2 protein-coding genes are annotated in these 22,125 nt (G+C 64.5%); both read right to left on the reverse strand.

What is annotated here, in order from left to right:
• Nucleotides 1-10: 10 nt before the first annotated feature.
• Nucleotides 11-7,864 carry a non-ribosomal peptide synthetase gene (locus tag BLL38_RS19375; RefSeq protein ID WP_076963944.1) on the reverse strand — a complete coding sequence of 2,618 codons (7,854 nt, stop codon included), beginning with the start codon at nt 7,862-7,864 and terminating at the stop codon, nt 11-13.
• A 1-nt stretch (nt 7,865) separates the two neighbouring features.
• Complete coding sequence (locus BLL38_RS19380; RefSeq protein WP_076963945.1) at nt 7,866-22,049, reverse strand: non-ribosomal peptide synthase/polyketide synthase; 14,184 nt, start codon at nt 22,047-22,049, stop codon at nt 7,866-7,868.
• Nucleotides 22,050-22,125 lie beyond the last annotated feature (76 nt).

Below are 22,125 nucleotides of genomic sequence, written 5' to 3' on the forward strand. Positions count from 1 at the left end.
TTGTCCTCACTCAAGAAATCAGTTTTTCAAGATCATCGAGAGATAGACGTTTGAGGGCCTCCAGAGATTTAGCCAATTGATCCTGAACCGGCGACAAATCGGCGCGCAGGGCTTCGATGCGGTCACAGAACTGTTCCAGGGTGTCTGCGGCAAACAACTCCTTGAGCGGCACCTGGTCACCCAAGCGCTCGCTGATCCGCGTAACCACCAGGGTCGCCAATAACGAATGGCCGCCGAGCTGGAAGAAACTATCGTTCAAGCCGACCTGTTCGACTTCCAGCACTTGCTGCCAGATAGTCGCCACCTCCCGTTGCACGTCAGTGCGCGGCGCGGCGTATTCCAATAGCCGTGGGTTGCCGCCCAGGGCCAGCAGGACGTTGCGGTCAAGCTTGCCATTGGGCGTCAATGGCAACGCGTCGATCAGGTGCAGATGACTGGGCACCATATACGCCGGCAGGCTGGCCGCCAGATGGCGGCGCAGGCTGTCCACCAGGCCGGGCTGCGCGCCGGCAGCCGGCTCAGCCACGACATAGGCCAGCAACTGGTTGCCGCCAGCACCCTCCTGCGTCAGTACGACCGCCTCGCACACGGTGGGATGCGCCAGCAGGCGGGCTTCGATCTCGCTCAGTTCGATACGGAAACCGCGGACTTTCACCTGATGGTCGGCCCGCCCGATGTACTCGATATCACCCTCGGCGCCCTGGCGTACCAGATCGCCGCTGCGGTACAGCCGCTCACCGCCAGTGGAGAAGGGATCCGGCACATACCGCTCTGCGGTCAACCCTGGGCGCATCAGGTAACCACGGGTAACCCCGGCGCCCGCCAGGTACAACTCGGCCGCGACACCCGCCGGCAGCACCTGCAACTGCGAATCGAGCAAGTAGGCCGTGGTGTTTTCCAGTGGCCGCCCGATATTCGCCCGCCCGCCCGGCACACGCAGGGTGAAGGTCGAATAGGTCGTGTCTTCCGAGGGGCCGTACAAATCGTAGACACGCTCCACCGCCGTGCTGGCGTACAAGCTGTCGACCAGCGCCTGCCGGAGCGGCTCGCCCGCCAGGTTGATGGTCTGCACCGAGGGCGGGATCTGCCCGGCCCGCTGCAAGGCGGCAATCGCCGAGGGCACGGTATTGATCAGGCGTACGCGCGCGCGCGCCGGCAACTCGGGCAAGGCCAGGGCGTTGTCCGCAAGCACCATGAAACCGCCGCCGGCCAGGGTGACGAAGATCTCCCACACCGACAGGTCGAAGCAGATCGACGTCGAGGCCAGCACCCCTTGCAGGGCTTCACGCGGATAGGTCGCCAGCGACCACTGGACCAATGCCGCGACGTTGCCATGGGTGATGGCCACGCCCTTGGGTTTGCCGGTGGAGCCAGAGGTGTAAATCACATACGCCAGGTTAGCCGCGCAGGTCAGCGGCGCCGGGCAGGTCTGCGGCCAGTCATGCAGCCATTGCGGGCCCGGCTCGACCAGCAGCACCTGGGCTTGCAGTTCGGCGGGCAGCACCTCGAGCAATGGCGCTTCGCTCAGCAGCACGCTTGCCTGGCTATCGTCGAGCATATGCAGCAAGCGCTCCTGTGGGTACTCCGGGTCCAGCGGCACATAAGCACCGCCCGCCTTGAGGATCGCCAGCAGGCCAATGACCATCTGCGGGGTGCGGCGCAGGCACACGCCCACTCGCACTTCCGGGCCAACGCCCAGCGCCCGCAGCTTGTGCGCCAACTGATTGGCCCGGGCATCGAGGGTGGCGTAATCCAGTTGCTCTTCGCCAAACACCAACGCCGGCGCCTGCGGCTCACGCCGTACCTGGGCTTCGATCTGCGCGACCACACTCGCGGTGGTCAGTGCGCGACTCGGCGCACGCCCCCAGGCCAATGCGGCCTGACGCGGGTCTGCACGCAACAACTCCAGGGCGCCGAGTGGTTGGCCGGCGTCAGCCATGAACTGGCTCATCAGATGTTCCAGTTGCTCGGCCAGACGCTGGACACTCGCCACGTCGAAACAGGCCTGGTCAAAACTGCAACCCAGGGTCAGCTCGCCGCCTGCCACGGCCACCAGGGTCAGCGGGTAGTTGGTTTGCTCCTGGCGGCGAATCGGCGAGAACACCAGGCCACTCCCCTGCCCTTGCTGCAAGGCCTCGGACATCGGGTAGTTCTCGAACACCAGGAGACTGTCAAACAACGGGCCCGCCCCCAGCCCGGCCCAGCGTTGAATGTCATACAGCGGCGTGTGTTCGTGCTCGCGCAAGGCCAGGTTAAGGTCCTGCACCTGCTGAACCCACTGCGCCACCGTCTGTTGCGGCGACGGCGTGGCCACCACCGGCAAGGTGTTGATAAACAGGCCGATCTGCTGCTCGACCCCTGGCAAGTCCATCGGGCGCCCGGCCACAGTGGCACCGAAGGTCACCGTGGCGTGGCCGGTGTAGCGCTGCAACAACAAGAGCCAGGCAGCCTGCATCAGGGTGTTGAGGGTGATTTTTTGCGCGCGGGCAAACGCGTTCAACTGCGCCGTCAGCTCGGCGCTGAACCGATGCTCATGGTCCGCATAACCACTGCCCAGCACCTGTTGCGGGCCCACGGCGTCAGCCAGGCGGGTCGGCTCCTGCAAGTGCTCCAAGGCCTGGCGCCAGAACCCCTGGCTGGCCTGGGCATCCCGCTGGCTCAACCACTCGATGTAGTCGCGATAGCGCCCCTGCGCTGCGGCAGGCGCCTGCCCGGCGTAGCGTTGCAACACCTCGCCAAACAGCTGCGAAGTGCTCCAGCCGTCCATCAGGATGTGATGGCTGGTGTAGATCAGGTGATAAGTGCTGGCGCCGGTACGTACCAGGATTACCCGCAGCAACGGCGCACGATCAAGCTGAAAACCAGTGTCCAAATCCTCACGGGCCAACTGATCGAGGGCCTGTTCAAGGTTCGCCCGGCCCTGCCAGTCATGAATCACCAGTGGCATGGGCACGCTGCCCAACACGATCTGCAGCGGCGCATTCATGTCCTGCGGCCAGACAAACGCGGTGCGCAGAATATCGTGGGCGTCCAGGGTCTGCTGCCAGGCCGCGCGGAAACGCTCGGCATCCAATTGCTGCACATCGACCCGCAACTGGTTGGTGTAGGCCGGGCCATCCGGCTCGTGCAGGTTGTGGAACACAATCCCCTGCTGCATAGGCGACAGCGGATACAGATCGGCGATGTCCCGTGGCGTGACGGGCAGCCGCTCCAGCTGCGCCTGGGTGACATTCACCAGGTTGAAGTCCGACGGCGTCACACCACTGTGCTGTTCGTTACTGCAATGCTCGATCAGCGCCGCCAGCTCAGCGGCGTAATCGTCGGCCAACGCCTGCACCGTGTGGTGGTGATACATGCCCGTGCTGAAGGTCCAGCTCAGTTCCAGCTCGGCGCCGTACACCTGACCGTTGATGCTCAGCCAGTTGCTCAGTTCCCCCAGTTCGCTGCGTGCGGCACCGTCGGCTTCAGGCGCCGGCAGGAACAGCGCGCCCTGGCCTGCGGCAAAGTCCCCGTCGAACTGGCCCAGGTAGTTAAAGGTAATCCGTGGCTCGCCGAGGTCGGCCAACGCCGCCTGGCTGGCCGCATCGCCACAGTAACGCAGCAAGCCGTAGCCGATGCCTTTGTTCGGCAACTGACGCAGTTGCTCCTTGACGTGCTTGATCGACGTGTCGAGATCGGCAGCCGGGGTCAGCTTCACCGGGAACAGGCTGGTGAACCAGCCCATGGTCCGGGAGATGTCCAGCTCATCGAACAAGGCTTCACGGCCATGCCCCTCCAGCTGGATCGCCACCGCAGACTGTTGGCTCCAGCGGCACAGCACGCGGGCCAGTGCGGTCAGCAACAGGTCATTGACCTGGGTCCGGTAGGCCGCTGGCGCGACTTTCAACAGCTGATGCGTCAAGGCCTGATCCAGGCGGGTCGATACCACAGCGGCCTGGGACAGGCTCAATCCGCCGTCCGGGTTGTCGCGAGGCAGATCCAACACGCTGCCCTGCAAGCAATCCTGCCAATAACCCAACTGGGCCTTAAGTGCATCACTCTGGGCATAGCCCTGCACACGCTCGCCCCAGGCTTGCAGCGAAGCCCCCTTGCCTGCCAGTTTGACCGGCTCCCCGCGCGCCGCCTGGGTGTAGGCGCTTTGCAGATCTTCCAGCAACACCCGCCAGGACACGCCGTCGACTACGGTGTGATGAATCACCAGTTGCAGGCGTTGCTGCCCCTGGGGCAACTCCATCAAGACGGCACGCAGCAACACGCCCTGCTCCAGGCTCAAGCTGCGCTGGGCCTGATCGGCCAGGGCCTGGACCTCATCCACTGTCGCCAGGGCCGCGGGGGTCCACAGCAACTCGCCGGGTATGTGCGCCTGATAGTCGGCGCGCCATTGCTCGCCCTGTTGCGTGAAGGCCAGGCGCAGCGCATCGTGCTGGGCATATAACGCCTGCAAGGCCAGGTTCAACGCGGCCCCATCCAGGCGGGCCTGGGGGTGCAGCAGGATCGACTGGTTCCAGTGATGACGCTGGGGAATATCCAGGGCAAAGAAACGTGCCTGGATCGGCAGCATCGCCTGGGCGCCACTGATCTGTCGGGTGCTGGCCGGCGCCGCAGGGGCCTTGATCTCGACCCATTTGGCCACTTGCGCCAACTGGGCAATGGTCTGTTTTTCAAACAACTGCTTGGGGGTCAGCTTGATCCCGCGACGCTTGGCCCGGGCAATGATTTGCAGGCTGAGGATCGAGTCACCGCCCAGTTCGAAAAAGTTGTCGCCCGTGCCGACCTGCTCGACCTTGAGCACCTGGGCCCAGACTTCGGCCAACGCCTGCTCCAGCTCATTGCCGGGGGCCACATAGGCTTGGGCCTGTGCATCCGGGACCGGCAGGGCCCGACGATCCAGCTTGCCGTTGGCCGTCAGCGGCAAGCGTTCGAGCAACATGATCCGCGCCGGCACCATGTAGTCGGGCAGCCGCCCCTGCAGCTCGCGGGTCAGTTGTTCGGCATCGGTGCTGGCCGTTGGCGCCAGTACGCAGTAGGCAACCAGTTGCATACGCCCGGCATCGCTGTCCATCGGCAACGCCAGCACGGCCGCATCTTGTACGCTGTCCAACTGCCGCAGAACCTGCTGGACTTCGCCAGGCTCGACCCGGTAGCCACGGATTTTCACCTGGTCGTCGCCACGCCCGAGAAACTCCAGCGCGCCATCGACACGGCGCGCACGGTCGCCGGTGCGGTACACCCGCTCGCCCTGCCCCCCTTGTGGATCAGGCACAAAACGTTCGGCGGTCAAGCCTGGCTGGTTCAGATAACCTTGCGCCACACCGGCACCGCCCAGGTACAACTCCCCCGCCACTCGCGCGGCGACCGGGTTGAGGTAGGCGTCCAGCAGGCGCGCGCGGGTATTGGCCAGGGGTTGGCCGACGGGCACGCTCAAGGTCGCGGGTCGCTCGCCCGTCACCTCGTGGGTCAGTACGCCGACCGTGGTTTCGGTCGGCCCGTAATGGTTGATGATCCGGCAATCCGGCGCCAGTTGCGCCACCTGGTGCACCAAGGACCACGGGCACGTCTCGCCCCCCAGCACCAACACATGGGCCGGCAGCACATCGGCCGGGTTGCCGGCCTGCAACAGGCTATGCAAATGGCTGGGCACGACTTTCAGCGCGCCGACCCGATGCTCGCGCATGTAACGGGCGAAACGGTCCGGGTCGAACGCATAAGCCTGCGGCACCAGGTGCAACAGGCGCCCGCTGGCCAGCGCAGCAAACAGCATGGTGTGCCCCAGGTCCGCCGCCAGGGTGGAAATCATCGCCAGGCTGGCATCGCTCGGCAGGCGCAACTGCTGCAAAATCGCTTGTACGTAGTTACCCAAGGCCTGATGGCTGACCAGCACCCCCTTGGGCTGCCCGGTGGAACCCGAGGTGAAGATCAAGTAGGCCGGTTGCTCCGGGGCCACTTGCAGGTCCAGCGGGGCGGCGCTGTACGCAGCAAACCGCGCCGGCTCATAGTCAACCACCGCACACTGGCACTCGATACGGTTATCGCCCGCCGGGCGCAATAGCCAGGCCGCGCCACTGCCACTGAGCACCTGTTGCAAGCGCTCGGCCGGTTGTTGCACATCCAGCGGCAGGTACACGCCACCGGCCTTGAGTATCGCCAGCAGGCCCACGGTCCAGGCGGCGCTGCGCTCCAGGGCCAGGGCCACGACCTCGCCGCTGCGCAACCCTTGCTCGCGCAAGTGCCGGGCCAGGCGGTTGGACTGCTGCTCCAGTTCGGCAAAACTGATGAGTGCCTGCTCGCAGCGCACGGCGGCGGCATCGCCACGGGTCGGCCCGTTGGCTTGCCACAACGCCAGGAAATGCGGGTGCGCGAAAGCCTGCGTGACCTCTTCGCCCACCACCCCGGCCACGCCAGGCCGTTGATGAATCGGCGCGGCAGGCGCCGCGACCATCGCCTGCAATACGGCCTGCAACGCCTCGGCCATGGCCTCGACAGTGCCGCGCTCGAACAGGTCGGTCGCGTAGCTGAAGCTGATCTGGATGCCGTGTTCAGTGTCGGTGAAGTCCAATGCCAGGTCGAAACGCGCGTCATGTTCCGCGATCTCGAAGGGCTCAATGCCCAGCGCGGAAAAACTGCCCTGGCCATTGTGGCTCAGGCCGCTACCCGCCAGGTTCTGGTTGATCTTCACCTGGAACAACGGGTTGTGGCTCAGGTTACGCTCAGGCGCCAGGGCATCCACCAACTGCTCGAAGGGCAAGTCCTGATGCGCCTGGGCCCCGAATACGACCTCTTTGACCTGTGCCAGCAACTGCTCGAAACTCTGCTGCTCATCGACCTCGACCCGCAAGACCTGGGTGTTGATAAAGAAACCGATCAGGCCTTCGGTTTCACTGCGATTGCGCCCGGCGTTCGGCGCGCCCAGACGGATATCGCACTGCCCGCTCTGGCGGGCCAAGACCACCGAGAACCCCGCCAGCACCAGCATGAACAACGTGTAACCGCGCTCGCTGCCCAGGGTTTTCAGGGCCTGGGACAAGGCCCTGGAGCAATCGGCGGTGAACGCCGCGCCGCGATAACTGGGCTGCGGTGGACGCTCGCGGTCCAACGGCAACGCCAGCAACGGCTGCTCGTCGCCCAGCGTCTGCGTCCAGTACTGCAACTGGCGCTCGCTTTCACCGGCCTCCATCCAGCTGCGTTGCCACAGGGCAAAGTCCGCGTACTGGATCGGCAAGACTGGCAACCGGGGCTCACGCTGGTGCGCGATCGCGTCATACAGGTGGACAAATTCCTCGACCATCAACTGGCTCGACCAGCCATCGGAAACGATGTGATGCACCGTCACCACCAGCACATGCTCCTGGGCGCCGAGACGGTAGAGTTTGACCCGCAGCAACGGGCCATTGATCAGATCGAAGGGCTGCGCCAGTTCCTCGGCGACCAGGGCCTTGAGCCCGGCTTCTGCCGCGTCCAGGGCCGCTGCAGGCACGTCGATGCACTGCAGATGCACCGGCGCGTGCTCGTCAATATGCTGATAGAAGGCACCGTCTTGCGAGACGAAACGGGTGCGCAGCACTTCATGGCGCTGCACCAACGCATCGAAGGCCTGGCGCAGGCTGGTTTCGTTCAACTCCCCCTTGAGGCGCACGGCACGCGGCACGTTGTAGAACGGGCTCTGCGGCTCCATCTGCCAGAGAAACAGCAGGCGTTGCTGGGCAAAAGACAAAGGAATGCGGGGCACGTCATGGCGACTGGCGACAATCGGCAACAGCTTGAAGCTGTTGTTGGCCTCGTTCATCTTCGCCAGGATCTGGCGCCGCTGCTCCAGACCCAGGCCGATGAAACGCTTGGCAATACGCTCTGCGGTAGTCTTATCCATTTCAAGCCTCCTCCATCAGGTCCATCATTTTTTCAATATCCGACAGCCCTTCTTCGCTCAGGGCCGAACGGCTTTCGAGCACCGCCTGGGCGAACTCGGCAAGGGTCGGCGTTTCAAAGATCAGGCGCAGCGCAATGTCGATGCCCAGTTGTGAGTTGATGCGCGAGATCGCCTGTGTCGCAAGCAATGAATGCCCTCCCAGGTCAAAGAAGTTGTCACCCAGGCCAATGCGCTCGATGTGCAGGATGTCCTGCCAGATCGCGGCGATCTGTTGTTCGAGTTCGGTTTCCGGCGCCTGGTAAACCTGCTGCGCCAACACCGGATCGGCCTTGGGCAAGGCCTTGCGCTCCAGCTTGCCGTTGGGGCTCAACGGCATGCGCGCGAGGACGATCCACTGCCCCGGCACCATATAGTCCGGCAGGTGGCGCGACAGGCTTGCGCCCAGCGTTGCGCCAAACCGGGCCTGATCCTGCTCGCTGCTGTGCAGCAGTTGCCCATCGCCTGGCACCACGTAGGCCACCAGGCGTTTGCCGGTCGGCCCGTCCTGCGCGATCACGACCGCCTCGACCACCGACGGTTGCTCCATCAGGCGCGCTTCGATTTCCCCCAGCTCGATACGCAGGCCGCGGATCTTCACTTGATGGTCGATACGCCCGAGGTACTCGATCACCCCGCTGGCCCGATGCCGTGCCAGGTCACCGGTACGGTACAGACGCCCGGCGCCATACGGGTTCGGCACAAAACGCTCGGCGGTCAGCGCCGGCCGACGGTGGTAACCACGGGCCAGGCCTTCACCCCCCAGGTGCAACTCTCCGGCCACACCCACGGGCAACGGCTCCAGATCCGGGCCGAGGATATAGGTGCCCACGTTGGCGATCGGCTGACCGATCGGCACGCTGTCGCGCCCTTCATCGACACAGTGCCAATGCGTCACGTCAATGGCCGCTTCGGTTGGGCCATACAGGTTGTACAAACGGGTCTGCGGCAGTTGTTTGAACACCTGCTGCTGAGCCTCCACCGGCAACGCTTCACCGCTGCAGATCACCTGGCGCAAGCCTGTGCAACTGGCCGCGCGGGCGTCCAGCAAGAAGGCCTGGAGCATCGAGGGCACAAAGTGCAGCGTGGTCACGGCGTGCTGGTTGATCAGCTCGACCAGGGCGCCCGGGTCACGATGGGCCCCAGGTTCGGCAACCACCAGGCGCGCACCGGTCATCAGCGGCCAGAAGAACTCCCAGACCGACACATCAAAGCTGAACGGGGTTTTCTGCAACACCGCGTCCGTGGCATCCAGTGGATAGGCCTCCTGCATCCAGCACAGGCGGTTGGTCAGCGCGGCGTGCCGGTTGCCGGCGCCTTTGGGTTGCCCGGTGGAGCCTGAGGTGTAGATCACATACGCCAGGCTTTGCGGGTCCAGTTCGCGCTGGAGCCGTTCGGTACTGAAGGTTGCCACCGACTCATCGAGGTCAAGCACTTGCAGCCCTTGGGGAACCGGAAGCTGCTCACGCAGGTGCGCCTGGGTCAACAACAGGCCGATCCCGCTGTCCTGCATCATGTAGCCCAGACGTTCCTGCGGATACTCGGGGTCGAGCGGGACATAAGCGCCGCCGGCCTTGAGCACGGCGAGCAAACCGATGACCATTTCCAGCGAGCGCTGCGCGGCCACGCCGACCAGCACATCGGTGCCCACCCCCAGGCCGCTGAGGCGCCGGGCCCATTGATTGGCCCGGGCATCAAGCTGGGCATAGCTCAGTTGCGTGTCGCCGAACACCAGGGCGATGGCCTCTGGCGTGCGCTCGGCCTGGGCCTCGATCAACTGGTGGACCCCCAGGTGCAGCGGGTACTCGGCCTGGGTCTGGTTCCAGTCCAGCAGCACTTGTTGAGCCTGGGCCCCAGCCAGCAGCGGCAATGCCGCCACCCGCTGCGTCGGCTCGGCGACAATGGCGTGCAGCAGGTTCTGCCAGTGGCCGAGCAATTGCGCCATGCTTTGCGCTGTAAACAGATCGACCGCATAGGTCAGGGTCGCGACCAACTGCCCGTGGGATTCGTAGGTTTCCAGGCTCAGGTCGAACTGCGTCGTGCGGCCTCGGGCTTCAAGGCCGCACAGGCTCAGGCCCGGCAAGGCAATATCGAGCCCTTTGCGGCCTTCGTCGAGGTGGTTGTACATCACCTGGAACAGCGGGCTGTGGCTCAGGCTGCGCTCGGGCTGCAACGCGTGCACCAGTTGCTCGAACGGCAGGTCCTGATGGGCCTGGGCCTGCAGCGCGGTCTGTTTGACCTGAGCGAGCAAGTCGCTGAAGCTGCCCTGCCCATCCACCTCGGCCTTGAGCACCTGGGTATTGACGAAAAAGCCGATCAGACGCTCGATCTCCACCCGGTTACGGTTGGCGATGGGCACGCCGACCCGAATATCGTTTTGCCCGCTGTAACGGTGCAACAAGGCCTGGAACGAAGCCAGCAGCAGCATAAACAGCGTGACCTGCTCACGCTGGGCCAGGGCCTTGAGTGAGTGCAGCAGGCTGGCCGGCAATGTCACCTCTTGGCTGGCGCCGACAAAGCTCTGCACACTCGGCCGTGGGTGGTCGGTGGGCAGGGCCAATACCGGCTGCTCGCCGCCCAGGGTGTCGGTCCAGTAGGCCAGTTGCCGGGCTTGCTCGCCGCCTTCCATCCACTGCCGTTGCCATTGCGCATAGTCGAGGTACTGCAACGCCAGTGCCGGCAGGCTCGGCGTGTGCCCCTGGCTGTAGGCGGCATAGGTTGCAATCAGTTCGTCAACCATCACCTGCATCGACCAGGCATCGGACACGATGTGGTGCTGGGTGAGGATCAGGACATGCTCCTCAGCCCCCAGGCGCAGCAGTTTTACCCGCAGCAGGGCATCGTGTTTGAGGTCGAACGGGCGATGCGCCTCGGCATCCACCGCAGCCTCGAGCCCGGCCTCGTGGTCCAGCGCCTGCGCCTCCAGTTGCAGGTCGGCCTGGGCATGAATCACCGGCACCACCTGCAGGTCATGCTGCGCAAACCCCGTACGCAGGATTTCATGACGGGCGATCAGGCTATTGAAGCTGCGTTCCAGTGCCATCACGTCCAACTGCCCTTGCAGGCGCAAGGCCAGGGGCAGGTTGTAGGCGACACTCTGCGGCTCCAGCTGCCAGAGGAACCACTGCCGCTCCTGGGCATAGGACAGGCGCAACCCCTGGTCCCGGGCCACAGGCAACAACGGCGGCGCCGCACTTGCCTGTTCCTCGCCCAGGGCCTGGACAAAGGCCTGCAAGGTGCTGTGTTCAAACAAGGTACGCAGCGGGACTTCTACGCCCAGCAACTGCCGCACCCGCGACATGACCTGGGTGGCCAGCAACGAGTGCCCGCCCAGTTCAAAGAAGTTATCCGTCAGCCCCACTTGCTCCAGCTTGAGTACTGCCTGCCAGATCTGCGCCACTTGGCGCTGGCGTTCGGTGCTCGGCGCCACATAGTGCTTTTGCACCTGGCTGGCGTCCGGCTTGGGCAGGGCCTTGCGGTCCAGCTTGCCGTTGGGCGTCAGCGGCAGGCGCGCCATGAACAGCCAGTGCTGCGGCACCATATAGTCCGGCAATTGTTGCTGCAGGCGGTGTTTCAGCGCTTCGCGCAAGCTGTCTTGTGCAGCGTCTGGTGCCACCAGGTAGCTGACCAGCACCGCGCCGTGCGCACCGTCCTGGGCCACCACCACGGCTTCGCGCACCTCGCTGTGCTCCAGCAGACGCGCTTCGATTTCCCCCAGCTCGATGCGGAACCCACGGATCTTCACCTGATGGTCGATCCGGCTGATGTAGTCGATCACCCCATCCGCCCGGTAGCGCGCCAGGTCGCCGGTGCGATAGAAGCGCCCGCCCGGTTCGCCATAGGGGTTGGGCAGGAAACGCTCGGCAGTCAGCGCCGGGCGCTCGAAGTAACCGCGCGCCAGGCCATCGCCACCGATCAGCAGCTCGCCGGCCACTCCCACCGGGTTGGCCGACAGGTCTTCACCGAGGATATACAGCGAGGTGTTGTGGATCGGCTTACCCAGGTATGGCTGGCTGTGTTCGCCCGTCAACAGCTGCAAGGCCGACCAGATGGTGGTCTCGGTCGGGCCATACAGGTTCCAGGTCTCGGCCCCCAGGGCCGTCATACGCTGCGCCAATTCATCGGCCAGCGCTTCACCGCCACACAGCAAGCGCCGGCCCGCCAGGGCCCCCGCGTTGGGGCTTTCCAGCAACATGCGCCAGGTCGAGGGCGTGGCTTGCAGCAGCGTGATGCCCTGCTCTTGCACCTGTTGCAGGATCAATTCGGGATCGCGCTGGGTGTCCTGGCTGGCCAGCACCACCCGCGCGCCGACCATCAACGGCGCGTACAACTCCAGGCCGAAGATATCGAAGGAGAACGTGGTCAGCGACAGCAGGCGATCCTGCGCAACGATCCCCGGTGCAGCGGCCATACTGACAATGAAGTTGGTCAGCGCACCATGGCGCACCATCACGCCCTTGGGTTTGCCGGTGGAGCCGGAGGTGTAGATCGCATAGGCGAGGTTTTCCGGGTCCAGCGCGACCTGCGGGTTCGCCGTGCTGTAGCCGTCCAGGGCCTGGCCCAGGTCCAACGCCTGCACATCAGCCGGGATCGGCAAGGCCAAATGGGCCTGGCTCAACAGCAGTGTGAGGCCGCTGTCTTCGATCATGTAGGCCAGGCGATCCTGCGGGTAATCCGGGTCCAGCGGCACATAGGCGCCACCGGCCTTGAGCACCGCCAGCAGGCCGATGACCATGTCCAGCGAACGCTCGAGCGCCACGCCCACCAGCACATCCGGGCCGACGCCTAGCGCCATCAAGCGGTGTGCCCACTGGTTGGCCCGGGCATTGAGTTCGGCGTAGCTCAGTGCTTGCTCGGCAAATACCAGCGCCAGCGCTTGCGGGGTACGCGCCGCCTGTTCCTCGATCAACTGCTGGATACACTGCCCGGCCGGGTAGGCCACGGCGCTGCGGTTCCAGTCTTCGAGGATCACCCGCTCGTCTGCGGCGGCCAGCAACGGCAATTGGGCAATGCGCTGCGTCGGGTCAGCCACCACGGCCTGCAACAGGCGCTGCCAGTGTTGCGCCAGGCGCTCGATGGTGCTGGCGTCGAACAGCTCGCTGGCATACACCAGCGAAGCACTGAGGCTGTCGCGGGATTCGTAGGTTTCCAGCGTCAGGTCGAACTGCGCGGTCGGCTTGTCCCAGGCCAGGCCTTCGACCCGCAACCCAGGCAAGTCGACATCGATGCTTTGCTTGCCCGCACTCTGGTGGTTGTACATCACTTGGAACAACGGGCTATGACTCAAGCTGCGCTCGGGCTGCAGCGCCTGGACCAGTTGCTCGAACGGCAGGTCCTGGTGGGCCTGGGCTTGCAGCGCCGTGTGCTTGACCTGGTGCAACAGGTCGATGAACGCGCCCTGGCCATCCACCTCGGCCTTGAGCACCTGGGTATTGACGAAGAAGCCGATCAAGCGCTCGATATCGACCCGCTGCCGGTTGGCCACCGGCACGCCGACACGAATATCGCTTTGCCCGCTGTAGCGATGCAGCAAGGCCTGGAACGACGCCAGCAGCAGCATAAACAGCGTCGCGCCTTCGCGCTGTGCCAGTTGTCGCAGGCCGGCGCTCAGCGCCGCATCCAGCGGGATTTCCAGGCGCGCGCCACGCGTGTCCTGTACCGCCGGACGCGGCCGGTCCGTCGGCAGTTCCAGGACCGGTTGCTCACCGCCCAACTGGTTGCTCCAGTAAGCCAGTTGCCGTTGCAGCTCACCGGCCTCCATCCACTGGCGCTGCCATTGCGCATAGTCGGCGTACTGGATCGGCTGGGCTGGCAGTTCCAGACCCTGGCCCTGGCTATAGGCGCCGTACAGGGCAATCAACTCTTCGACCAAGACCTGCATCGACCAGCCATCAGAAATGATGTGGTGCTGCGTCAGCAGCAACACATGATCGTCCGTCGCCAGTTGCAGCAATTTCACCCGCAACAACGGCCCGCGCTGCAAATCGAACGGTGCCTGGGCTTCGGCTTGCACCGCAGCGGCGATCAGCGCGTCACTGGCCAAAGGTTCTGCCACCAGCGCCAATGCCAGTGGGGCATCAATGATTTGCAGCGCCTGCTGGTCCTGGGTAAAGCGCGTACGCAGGCTTTCATGGCGCTCGATCAGCGTATTGAAGCTGCGGGCCAGGGCTGCCACATCCAGGCTGCCATGCAGGCGCAAGGCCAGCGGGATGTTATAGGCAGCACTGTGCGGTTCCAGTTGCCAGAGGAACCACTGCCGCTCCTGGGCATAGGACAGCAAGAGCGGCTGCTGACGATCCACCGCCACCAGCGCCGGCTCGTCACCGGCACGGCTCTGGCCCAGGGCCTGGACAAAGGCGTGCAAGGTGCTGTGCTCAAACAGCGTACGCAGCGCCAGGTCGATATTCAGTGCATGGCGCACCCGGGAAACCACCTGGGTCGCCAACAACGAATGGCCGCCCAATTCAAAGAAGTTGTCATTGAGGCCGACACGCTCGCGTTTGAGCACGTCCTGCCAGATCTGCGCGACGCGCTGTTCCAGCTCGCTGCGCGGGGCCACGAAGGATTGTTGCAACGGGCTGGCATCCGGCGCAGGCAGTGCTCTGCGATCCAGTTTACCGTTCGGGGTCAGCGGCAGCGCCTCAAGGAACACCCACTGCAACGGCACCATGTAATCGGGCAGGCGCTGGCGCAAGCTGTCGCGCAGGCTGTCACGCAATGCATCCTGGGCAAGGTCGGCCGACGCCGGCACCACGTAGCCCACCAAGGCCTTGCCGGTGCCGCTCGCGAAGACATCGACCGCCGCATCGCGCACCGCCTCCAACTCCAGCAGGTGCGCACTGATTTCGCCCAACTCGATCCGAAAACCACGCACCTTGACCTGCTGATCGACGCGCCCCACGTATTCGAGCAGGCCATCGTTACGCCGACGACCGAGGTCGCCGGTGCGGTACAGCCGGCCACCGGCCTCCAGGGCAAACGGGTCCGGCAGGTAGGCCGTGGCCGTACGCGCTGGGTCGCTCAGGTAACCCCGGCCCACCCCGACACCGGCGACCCACAGCTCACCCACGGCGCCCACCGGCACCGGTTGCAACTGGGCGTCGAGCAGGTACAGGCGGTTGTTGTCGGTCGGGCTGCCGATGGGCAGGCAAGTACCCTGGGTCGCAGCCATTTCCACACGGTACAAGGCCACGTCGTCCGAACATTCAGCCGGACCGTAAGCGTTGACCAGGCCAATCGCCGGGTAGCGTTGCAGCCAGCGGCGCGCCAGTTCCGGCGGCATCGCTTCACCGGTCGGCAGCATAAAGCGCAGGTGTTCAAAAACCATGACCGGCTCATCGAGCAAGCCCTGAATCAGTGACGGCACGCTTTCCAGGATCGTGATGCCCACCTTGCGCACATGGGCCAGCAAGGCTGCCGGCTCCTGGGCGATATCGTTCGGCACGATATCCACGCGCGCCCCGCACAGCGCGGCGGTGAGGAACTGCCATACCGAAATATCAAAACTCTGCGACGCCGTCTGGGCGATCACGTCCGTTTCCCCCAGTTCCAGGTACGGCAGTTTGCTCAACTGGTTGTTGAGCATGCCGCCCTGCTCGACCAGCACCCCCTTGGGCGTGCCGGTGGAACCGGAGGTATAGATGGCATACGCCAAGTGACGGGCGCCGACGTAGAGCTGCGGGTTGCCCTGGGCAACCTCACCCTGCTGGAGGTCTTCCCAGACCAGCAGCCGTGGCGCGTCGTCCGCGTCGAGGCCGGCCAACAGGCTGCGGGCACGCTCGGCGCAGGCGGCGCTGCACAGCAGCACCGGCGTGCGGCTCAGCGCCAGCAGACGCAGCAGGCGCTCATCGGGCAAATGCGGGTCGAGTGGCAGGTAACCGGCCCCGGCCTTGAAACTGCCGATGATCATGCCCAGCAACGACAGATCACGTTCAGCCAGCAACGCCACCGGCTGATCAACCTGTACGCCCGCGGCAATCAGCCCATGCCCGGCACGGTTGGCCTGGCGGTTGAGTTCGTTGTAGCTCCAGTGCCGGTCCAGGCACGACGCCGCCGTGCGCTCGCCATACTGCGCCACACTGGCCTCGAACAGGCGCACATAACCCTGCTCCAGCGGGTAACGGCGCTCGGTCTGGTTGCACGCTTCCACCAACTGGTAGCGGTCCGCCTCGGACAGCAGCGCCAGGGACGAGAACTGGCCATGGAAACCGCTGACCAGCGCCCCCAGCACACGTTTCATATCGTCCAGCAGGCGATCAATGGTTGCTTCATCAAAGAAACGCTGGTCGTAGGACAGGTGCAGCCCCAGCTCGTCGCCCGGGTAGACCACCACCGTCAGCGGGTAGTTGGTGTGGGTCCGAGCGCTGTCGGCAACCGCGCTGAGCGCCTGGGCGCCGCTGACCACCGTGCTCTCCAGCGGCGCGTTCTCGAACACAAACAGGCTGTCGAATAACTGCTGGCTGCTGTCGATGTGGCTGCACGCCTGGATTTTCACCAGCGGCAGATGCTCGTGCTCACGCAAGGCCAGGTTGTGCTCGAACAACGCTTGCAGCCATTGCTTGACGCTACCGGTCTGCGGCATGCGCACCCGCAGCGGGATACTGTTGATGAACAGGCCGACCGTGTCCTGCATCTCGGGACGGCTGATCGGTCGACCCGCCACCGTCACACCGAACAGCACATCCGACTCACCGCTGTAGCGGTGCATGACCAAGGCCCAGGCCGCCTGGGTGAAGGTATTGACGGTCAATTGATAATGCTGGGCCAGCTCACGCAACGCGCGACCTTCACTGCGTTCCAGGTTCAGGTAACGGTCACCGATCTGCGACTGGCCACCCTGGCGCTGTAGCGGCCGGTCGTAAGGCAGCCCGGTCGGTTGCTCGAAGCCTTGCAACTCTTCGCGCCAGGCGCTGATTGCCGCCTCCTCGCCCTGCGCTTGCAGCCAGGCAATAAAGTCGCGGTAGCGCGCCGCCGGTTGCGGCAGCGGCTTGCCCTGGTAAAGGGTGAAGAAGTCTTGCAGCAGCAACGACCGGCACCAGGCATCGATCAAGATGTGGTGGTTGCTGAGGATGAACCAGTATTGCTGGGGCCCGCGACGGATCAGGCGCAGGCTGAAAGGGGGCTGCTCCAGCAAGTTGAAGCCTTGCTGGCGCTCGTTCTCCAGCAACCCCTGCAAATCGGCTTCGTGCTGCTCGGCCGGCACCTCGCTCCAGTCCAGGTAGTCGAGGCGCAGCGGCGCGTGGCGGTGAATGATCTGTAGCATTTCACCCTGGCGGTCGAGGTTGAATGAGGCCCGCAAGGCATCGTGCCGCTGGATGACTTGCTGCCAGGCGCTACGGAAACGCGGCAGGTCGATGTCACTGTCGATGCAGTAGCGATCCTGCATGAAGTAAATCCCCGAATGGGGCTCGAGCAAGGTGTGCAGCAACAACCCCTCTTGCATCGGCGATAACGGGTAAATGTCTTCGATCTGCCCCAGCGGGGTCTCCAGCGCGTCCAGACGCTCTTGAGTCAGGCTGGCCAGCGGGAAGTCCGACGGTGTGGCACCACCGGCTTGCGCGTGCAGGCAATGACCGATCAGCGCGGTCAACTCCTGGCGATAGTCTTCGGCCAGCCGTTCGATGGTCGCGCGTTCGTGCACCTCGCGGCTGAAGGTCCACTGCAATGAAAGTTCACCGCCATACACCTGGCCTTCGATGCTCAACCAGTTGGCCAGCGGGGCGTGCTCGTCCTGAGCCCGGCCGGATTTTTCGGTAGACGGCACGAACAGCGCGCCGTCGTCGAATTGACCGTCGAACTGCCCCAGGTAGTTGAAGGTGATGCGTGGAGCCGGCAACTGCGCCAGGGCCGCCTGGACCTGCGGCTCGCCCAGATAGCGCAGCACCCCGAACCCCAGACCTTTGCCGGGGATGGCGCGCAGTTGCTCCTTGACCGCCTTGATCGATGCGGGCAGGTCCTGTGCCGGGGTCAACTTCACCGGGAACAGGCTGGTGAACCAGCCCAGGGTCCGGCTCAGGTCGACCGCTTCAAACAGTTCCTCGCGACCGTGACCCTCAAGCTGGATCAACACCGATTGTTCACCGCTCCAGCGGGCAATGACGCGGGCCAGTGCGGTCAACAACAGGTCATTGACCTGGGTCCGGTAGGCCGCCGGCGCTTCTTGCAAGAGTTGGCGCGTCAATTGGCCATCGAAGGTCACGCTGACCTGTTGCCCGAGGGCACTGCCCAGCCCGCCCTGGGAGTGATCGCAGGGCAAATCCACCGGCGCATCGGCCAGCGCCGCCTGCCAATAGTCCAGCTCCCGGGCCAGGGCCGGGCGCCGGGCGTAGTCTTGCAGCTGTTCGGCCCAGGCCTTGTAGGCACTGGTTTTCGCCGGCAGTACCAGGGGCGCGCCGGCCCGGGCCTGGCTCAACAGGCTTTGCAGGTCTTCGAGCAATACGCGCCAGGATACCCCGTCCACCACCAGGTGATGGATGGCCAGCAACAGCCGCTGACTGCCGTCGGCCATCTTCACCAACAACACCCGCAACAACGGGCCTTGCGCCAGGTCCAGGCTACGCTGGGCCTCATCGCAAAGGGCGTCGAGTTCTTCAGCGCTCGCCGCCTGGCGTTGCCACACTGGCGACGCATCCGGCATCGCGGCATAAACCTGGGTCCAGCCCTGGGCGCTGGCCTCGAAGCGCAGGCGCAGGGCATCGTGCTGTTCGATCAGGCGCAGTACCGCAGCGTCCACCTCGGCCAGGTCGAGGGTTTCCCGTGGGGTGAGCAACAGCGATTGGTTCCAGTGCGCGCGCCGGGCCATCGGCAGCTCGAAGAACCACTGTTGCACCGGGGTCAGCGGCGCCTCGCCGCTGACCGGGCCTTGATCAATAGTCACGGCCACATTGGCCTGGCAGACCTGTGCCAGGCTGCGCACGGTCTGGTGCTGGAACAAGTCCCGCGGGCTGAAGGTGATCCCGGCTTGACGGGCACGCCCGACCACCTGGATGGAGACGATGGAGTCGCCGCCCAACTCGAAGAAGTTGTCTTCCAGACCGACCTGCTCCACCCGCAATACATCACGCCAGATCGCTGCCAGGGCTTTCTCGGTCTCGCTGACCGGGGCAATGTATTGGGCCTGCACGCTGGCCTCGGCGCGCGGCAGGGATTTGCGGTCAAGTTTGCCGTTGGGCATCAACGGCAGCGCCGCCAGTTCCAGCAGGTGTTGCGGCACCATATATTCCGGCAGGCCTTGCAGCAGGCTGGCCTTGAGCTGTTCGCGCCAGTCGGCCGGCGGTTGCTCGCCGGCCAACACCAGATAAGCCACCAGTTGCTTGCCGTCCTGGGCCAGCACCACTGCTTCACGCACCAGTTCGTGGTCGCACAGGCTGGCTTCGATTTCGCCCAGTTCGATACGCAGGCCACGCAGCTTGACCTGGTGGTCGAGACGCCCGAGGTATTCGATAACCCCATCGACCCGATAGCGCGCCAGGTCGCCGGTGCGGTACAAGCGCTCGCCGGGGGTGAACGGGTCGGGCACAAAGCGCTCGGCGGTCAGCCCTGGCCGCTGGTGATAACCACGGGCCAGGCCAACCCCGCCCAGGTACAGCTCGCCACCCGCGCCAACCGGCAGCAGGCCCAGGCCGGAACCGAGGATCTGGGTGCGCAGGTTGTCGATCGGCACACCGATAGGCACGCTGGCCCGGCGCTCGTCGACACAGCGCCAGTGCGTCACGTCGATGGCCGCTTCCGTCGGGCCATAGAGGTTGAACAGGCCGGCGCCCGGTAATTTGCGAAAGACCTGCTGCTGGGCATCCACCGGCAAGGCTTCACCGCTGCAGATGATGCGCTTGAGACTGCTACAGGCCTCGACCCCGGCCTCATGGATAAAGGCCTGTAACATCGACGGCACGAAGTGCAAGGTGGTGATCTGGTAACGCCCGATGGTCTCGATCAGGCGTGCCGGCTCCTGGTGCTCGCCCGGTAGCGCCACGGCCAACCGCGCACCGACCATCAGCGGCCAGAAGAACTCCCAGACCGAGACGTCGAAACTGAACGGGGTCTTTTGCAGTACCGTGTCGCGGGCATCCAGCGTGTAGGCGCGCTGCATCCACCACAGGCGGTTGGTCAGTGCCGTGTGACGGTTGCCCGCCCCCTTGGGCCGCCCGGTGGAGCCCGAGGTATAGATCATGTAGGCCAGTTGTTCCGGCAGGCAGGGCAGTGCCGGGTTGGCGTCGCTGTAGCCTTCCAGCCAGTCGCCGTCCTGATCCAGGCATAAGGCCTGGACTGTCTCGCCCAACGGCAGGCGGCCCAGCAGGTGGCTCTGGGTCAACAGCAAGCCCACACCACTGTCTTCGATCATGTAGCGCAGGCGTTCGCTGGGATATTCCGGGTCGAGCGGCACGTAGGCCCCACCCGCCTTGAGCACCGCCAGCAGTGCCACAACCATTTCCACCGAGCGCTCGGTGGCCACGCCCACCAGCAACTCGGCGCCAGCCGGTGCCGACTCGCGCAGCTTGTGCGCCAGGCGGTTGGCGCGCTGATTGAGTTGCTGATACGTCAGGACTTGCTGATCGAACAACAGGGCAATCGCCTGTGGATTGTGCTGCACCTGTTCCTCGAACAACTGATGCACACCGCGCTGTGCCGGGAACTGCGCCGCGGTACGGTTCCAGTCCAGGACCTGGGTCTGCACCTGGGCGGCATCGAGTATTGGCAGCTCACTGACCCGGCGCGTGCTGTCGGCGACAATCTCGCTGAGCAGCTTGAGCCAATGTCCCGCCATGCGCTCGATAGTCGCCGCAACGAACAGGTCACTGGCAAAGGTCAGGGCAGCCTTGAGCGTGCCGCCTTTCTCATAGGTATCCAGGGTCAGGTCGAACTGGGTGGTGCGGCTATCCCATTCAAGCCGGCTCACGCTTAGCCTGCAATCCAGCTGCAACGTCTCGATGTCAGCCACTTGCGGCTGATGGTTGTACATCACCTGGAACAACGGGGTGTGGCTCAGGCTCCGCTCCAGCTTGAGGGCATCCACCAGGCGCTCGAATGGCAGGTCCTGATGGGCCTGCGCGGCATTGGCCAGTTCCTTGAGGTCGTGCAACAGGTCCGTCACCTGCGTCTGCTCATCAAACCGCGCACGGATCACCTGGGTGTTGACGAATAAACCGATCAGGCCTTCGACCTCCAGCCGGTTACGGTTGGCGATCGGCACACCGATGCGCAAGTCGGTCTGGCCGGTGTAGCGGTACAAGAGGACATTGAAGGCGGCCAGTAGCACGGTAAACAACGACACATTCTGCTGGCGCGCGAACTGCCGCAGTTCATCGGCCAGGGCCGGCGGCAGGTCAAACTCATAACGGCTGCCTTGATGGCTGGCCACCGCCGGGCGCGGGAAATCAGTCGGCAACTCAAGCACCGGATGCTCATCGCCCAGTTGCTCCTGCCAATACGCCAATTGGCGCTCCTGCTCGCCGGCTTCCATCCAGCGCCGCTGCCACAGGGCATAGTCGGCATACTGGATCGGCAGCGGTTCGAGGCTCAGCGCCTCGCCACGCCGGTGCGCCTCATAGAAACGCACGAACTCGTCGATGATGATACTCATCGACCAGCCATCGGAAACGATGTGGTGCAAGGTCAACAACAGCACGTGCTGCTGGGCATCGAGCTTGATCAGCTTGACTCGCAGCAAGGGGCCGGTGGCCAGGTCGAATGGCTGCATCGACTGTTGCTGGGCTTCGCTGCGGACCCGACGCTCACGCTCGTCCTCGGGGAGGATGCTGAAGTCCTCGCGCTCGACAATCAGTGGGGCACTGGCGGGCACTTGTTGCAGGCTCTCGTCGGGCAACTGGCGAAAGACCGTGCGCAAGGCTTCATGGCGCGCCACCAGACTGGCAAAGGCCTGCTCCAGCGCCGCCTCGTCCAGGCTGCCCTTGAGCCGCACGGCGCTGGGCAGGTTATAGGCGCCGCTTTGCGGGTCAAGTTGCCAGAGGAACCACATCCGGCGCTGTGCGTAGGACAACGCCTGGCGATCCTCGACCTCGACCCCTGCCGGGATCGGAAACTGCGCAAAATCCACCCCTTCCTTTTGCAAGGCCGCAAGGAACAGCCGGCGTTTTTCCAGGGGCAGCCCGATAAACCGGCGAGCGAGTTTCAAGGAGTCTTCAGCATTCATTTCTTAGCATCCGGTTCAATAGGCAGGAAGCACAAAGGCACGTCGTCCCTATAAAACGAATGCAACCGAGGAAAAT

The organism is Pseudomonas gessardii, assembly GCF_001983165.1.
In the GTDB taxonomy this organism is placed as follows: Bacteria; Pseudomonadota; Gammaproteobacteria; order Pseudomonadales; family Pseudomonadaceae; genus Aquipseudomonas; species Aquipseudomonas gessardii.

What these genes read in the sequence shown, in the direction of transcription:
- BLL38_RS19375 (WP_076963944.1), bottom strand. Translation starts at nt 7,864, where the DNA reads ATGGATAAGACTACCGCAGAGCGTATTGCCAAGCGTTTCATCGGCCTG.
- BLL38_RS19380 (WP_076963945.1), bottom strand. Translation starts at nt 22,049, where the DNA reads ATGAATGCTGAAGACTCCTTGAAACTCGCTCGCCGGTTTATCGGGCTG.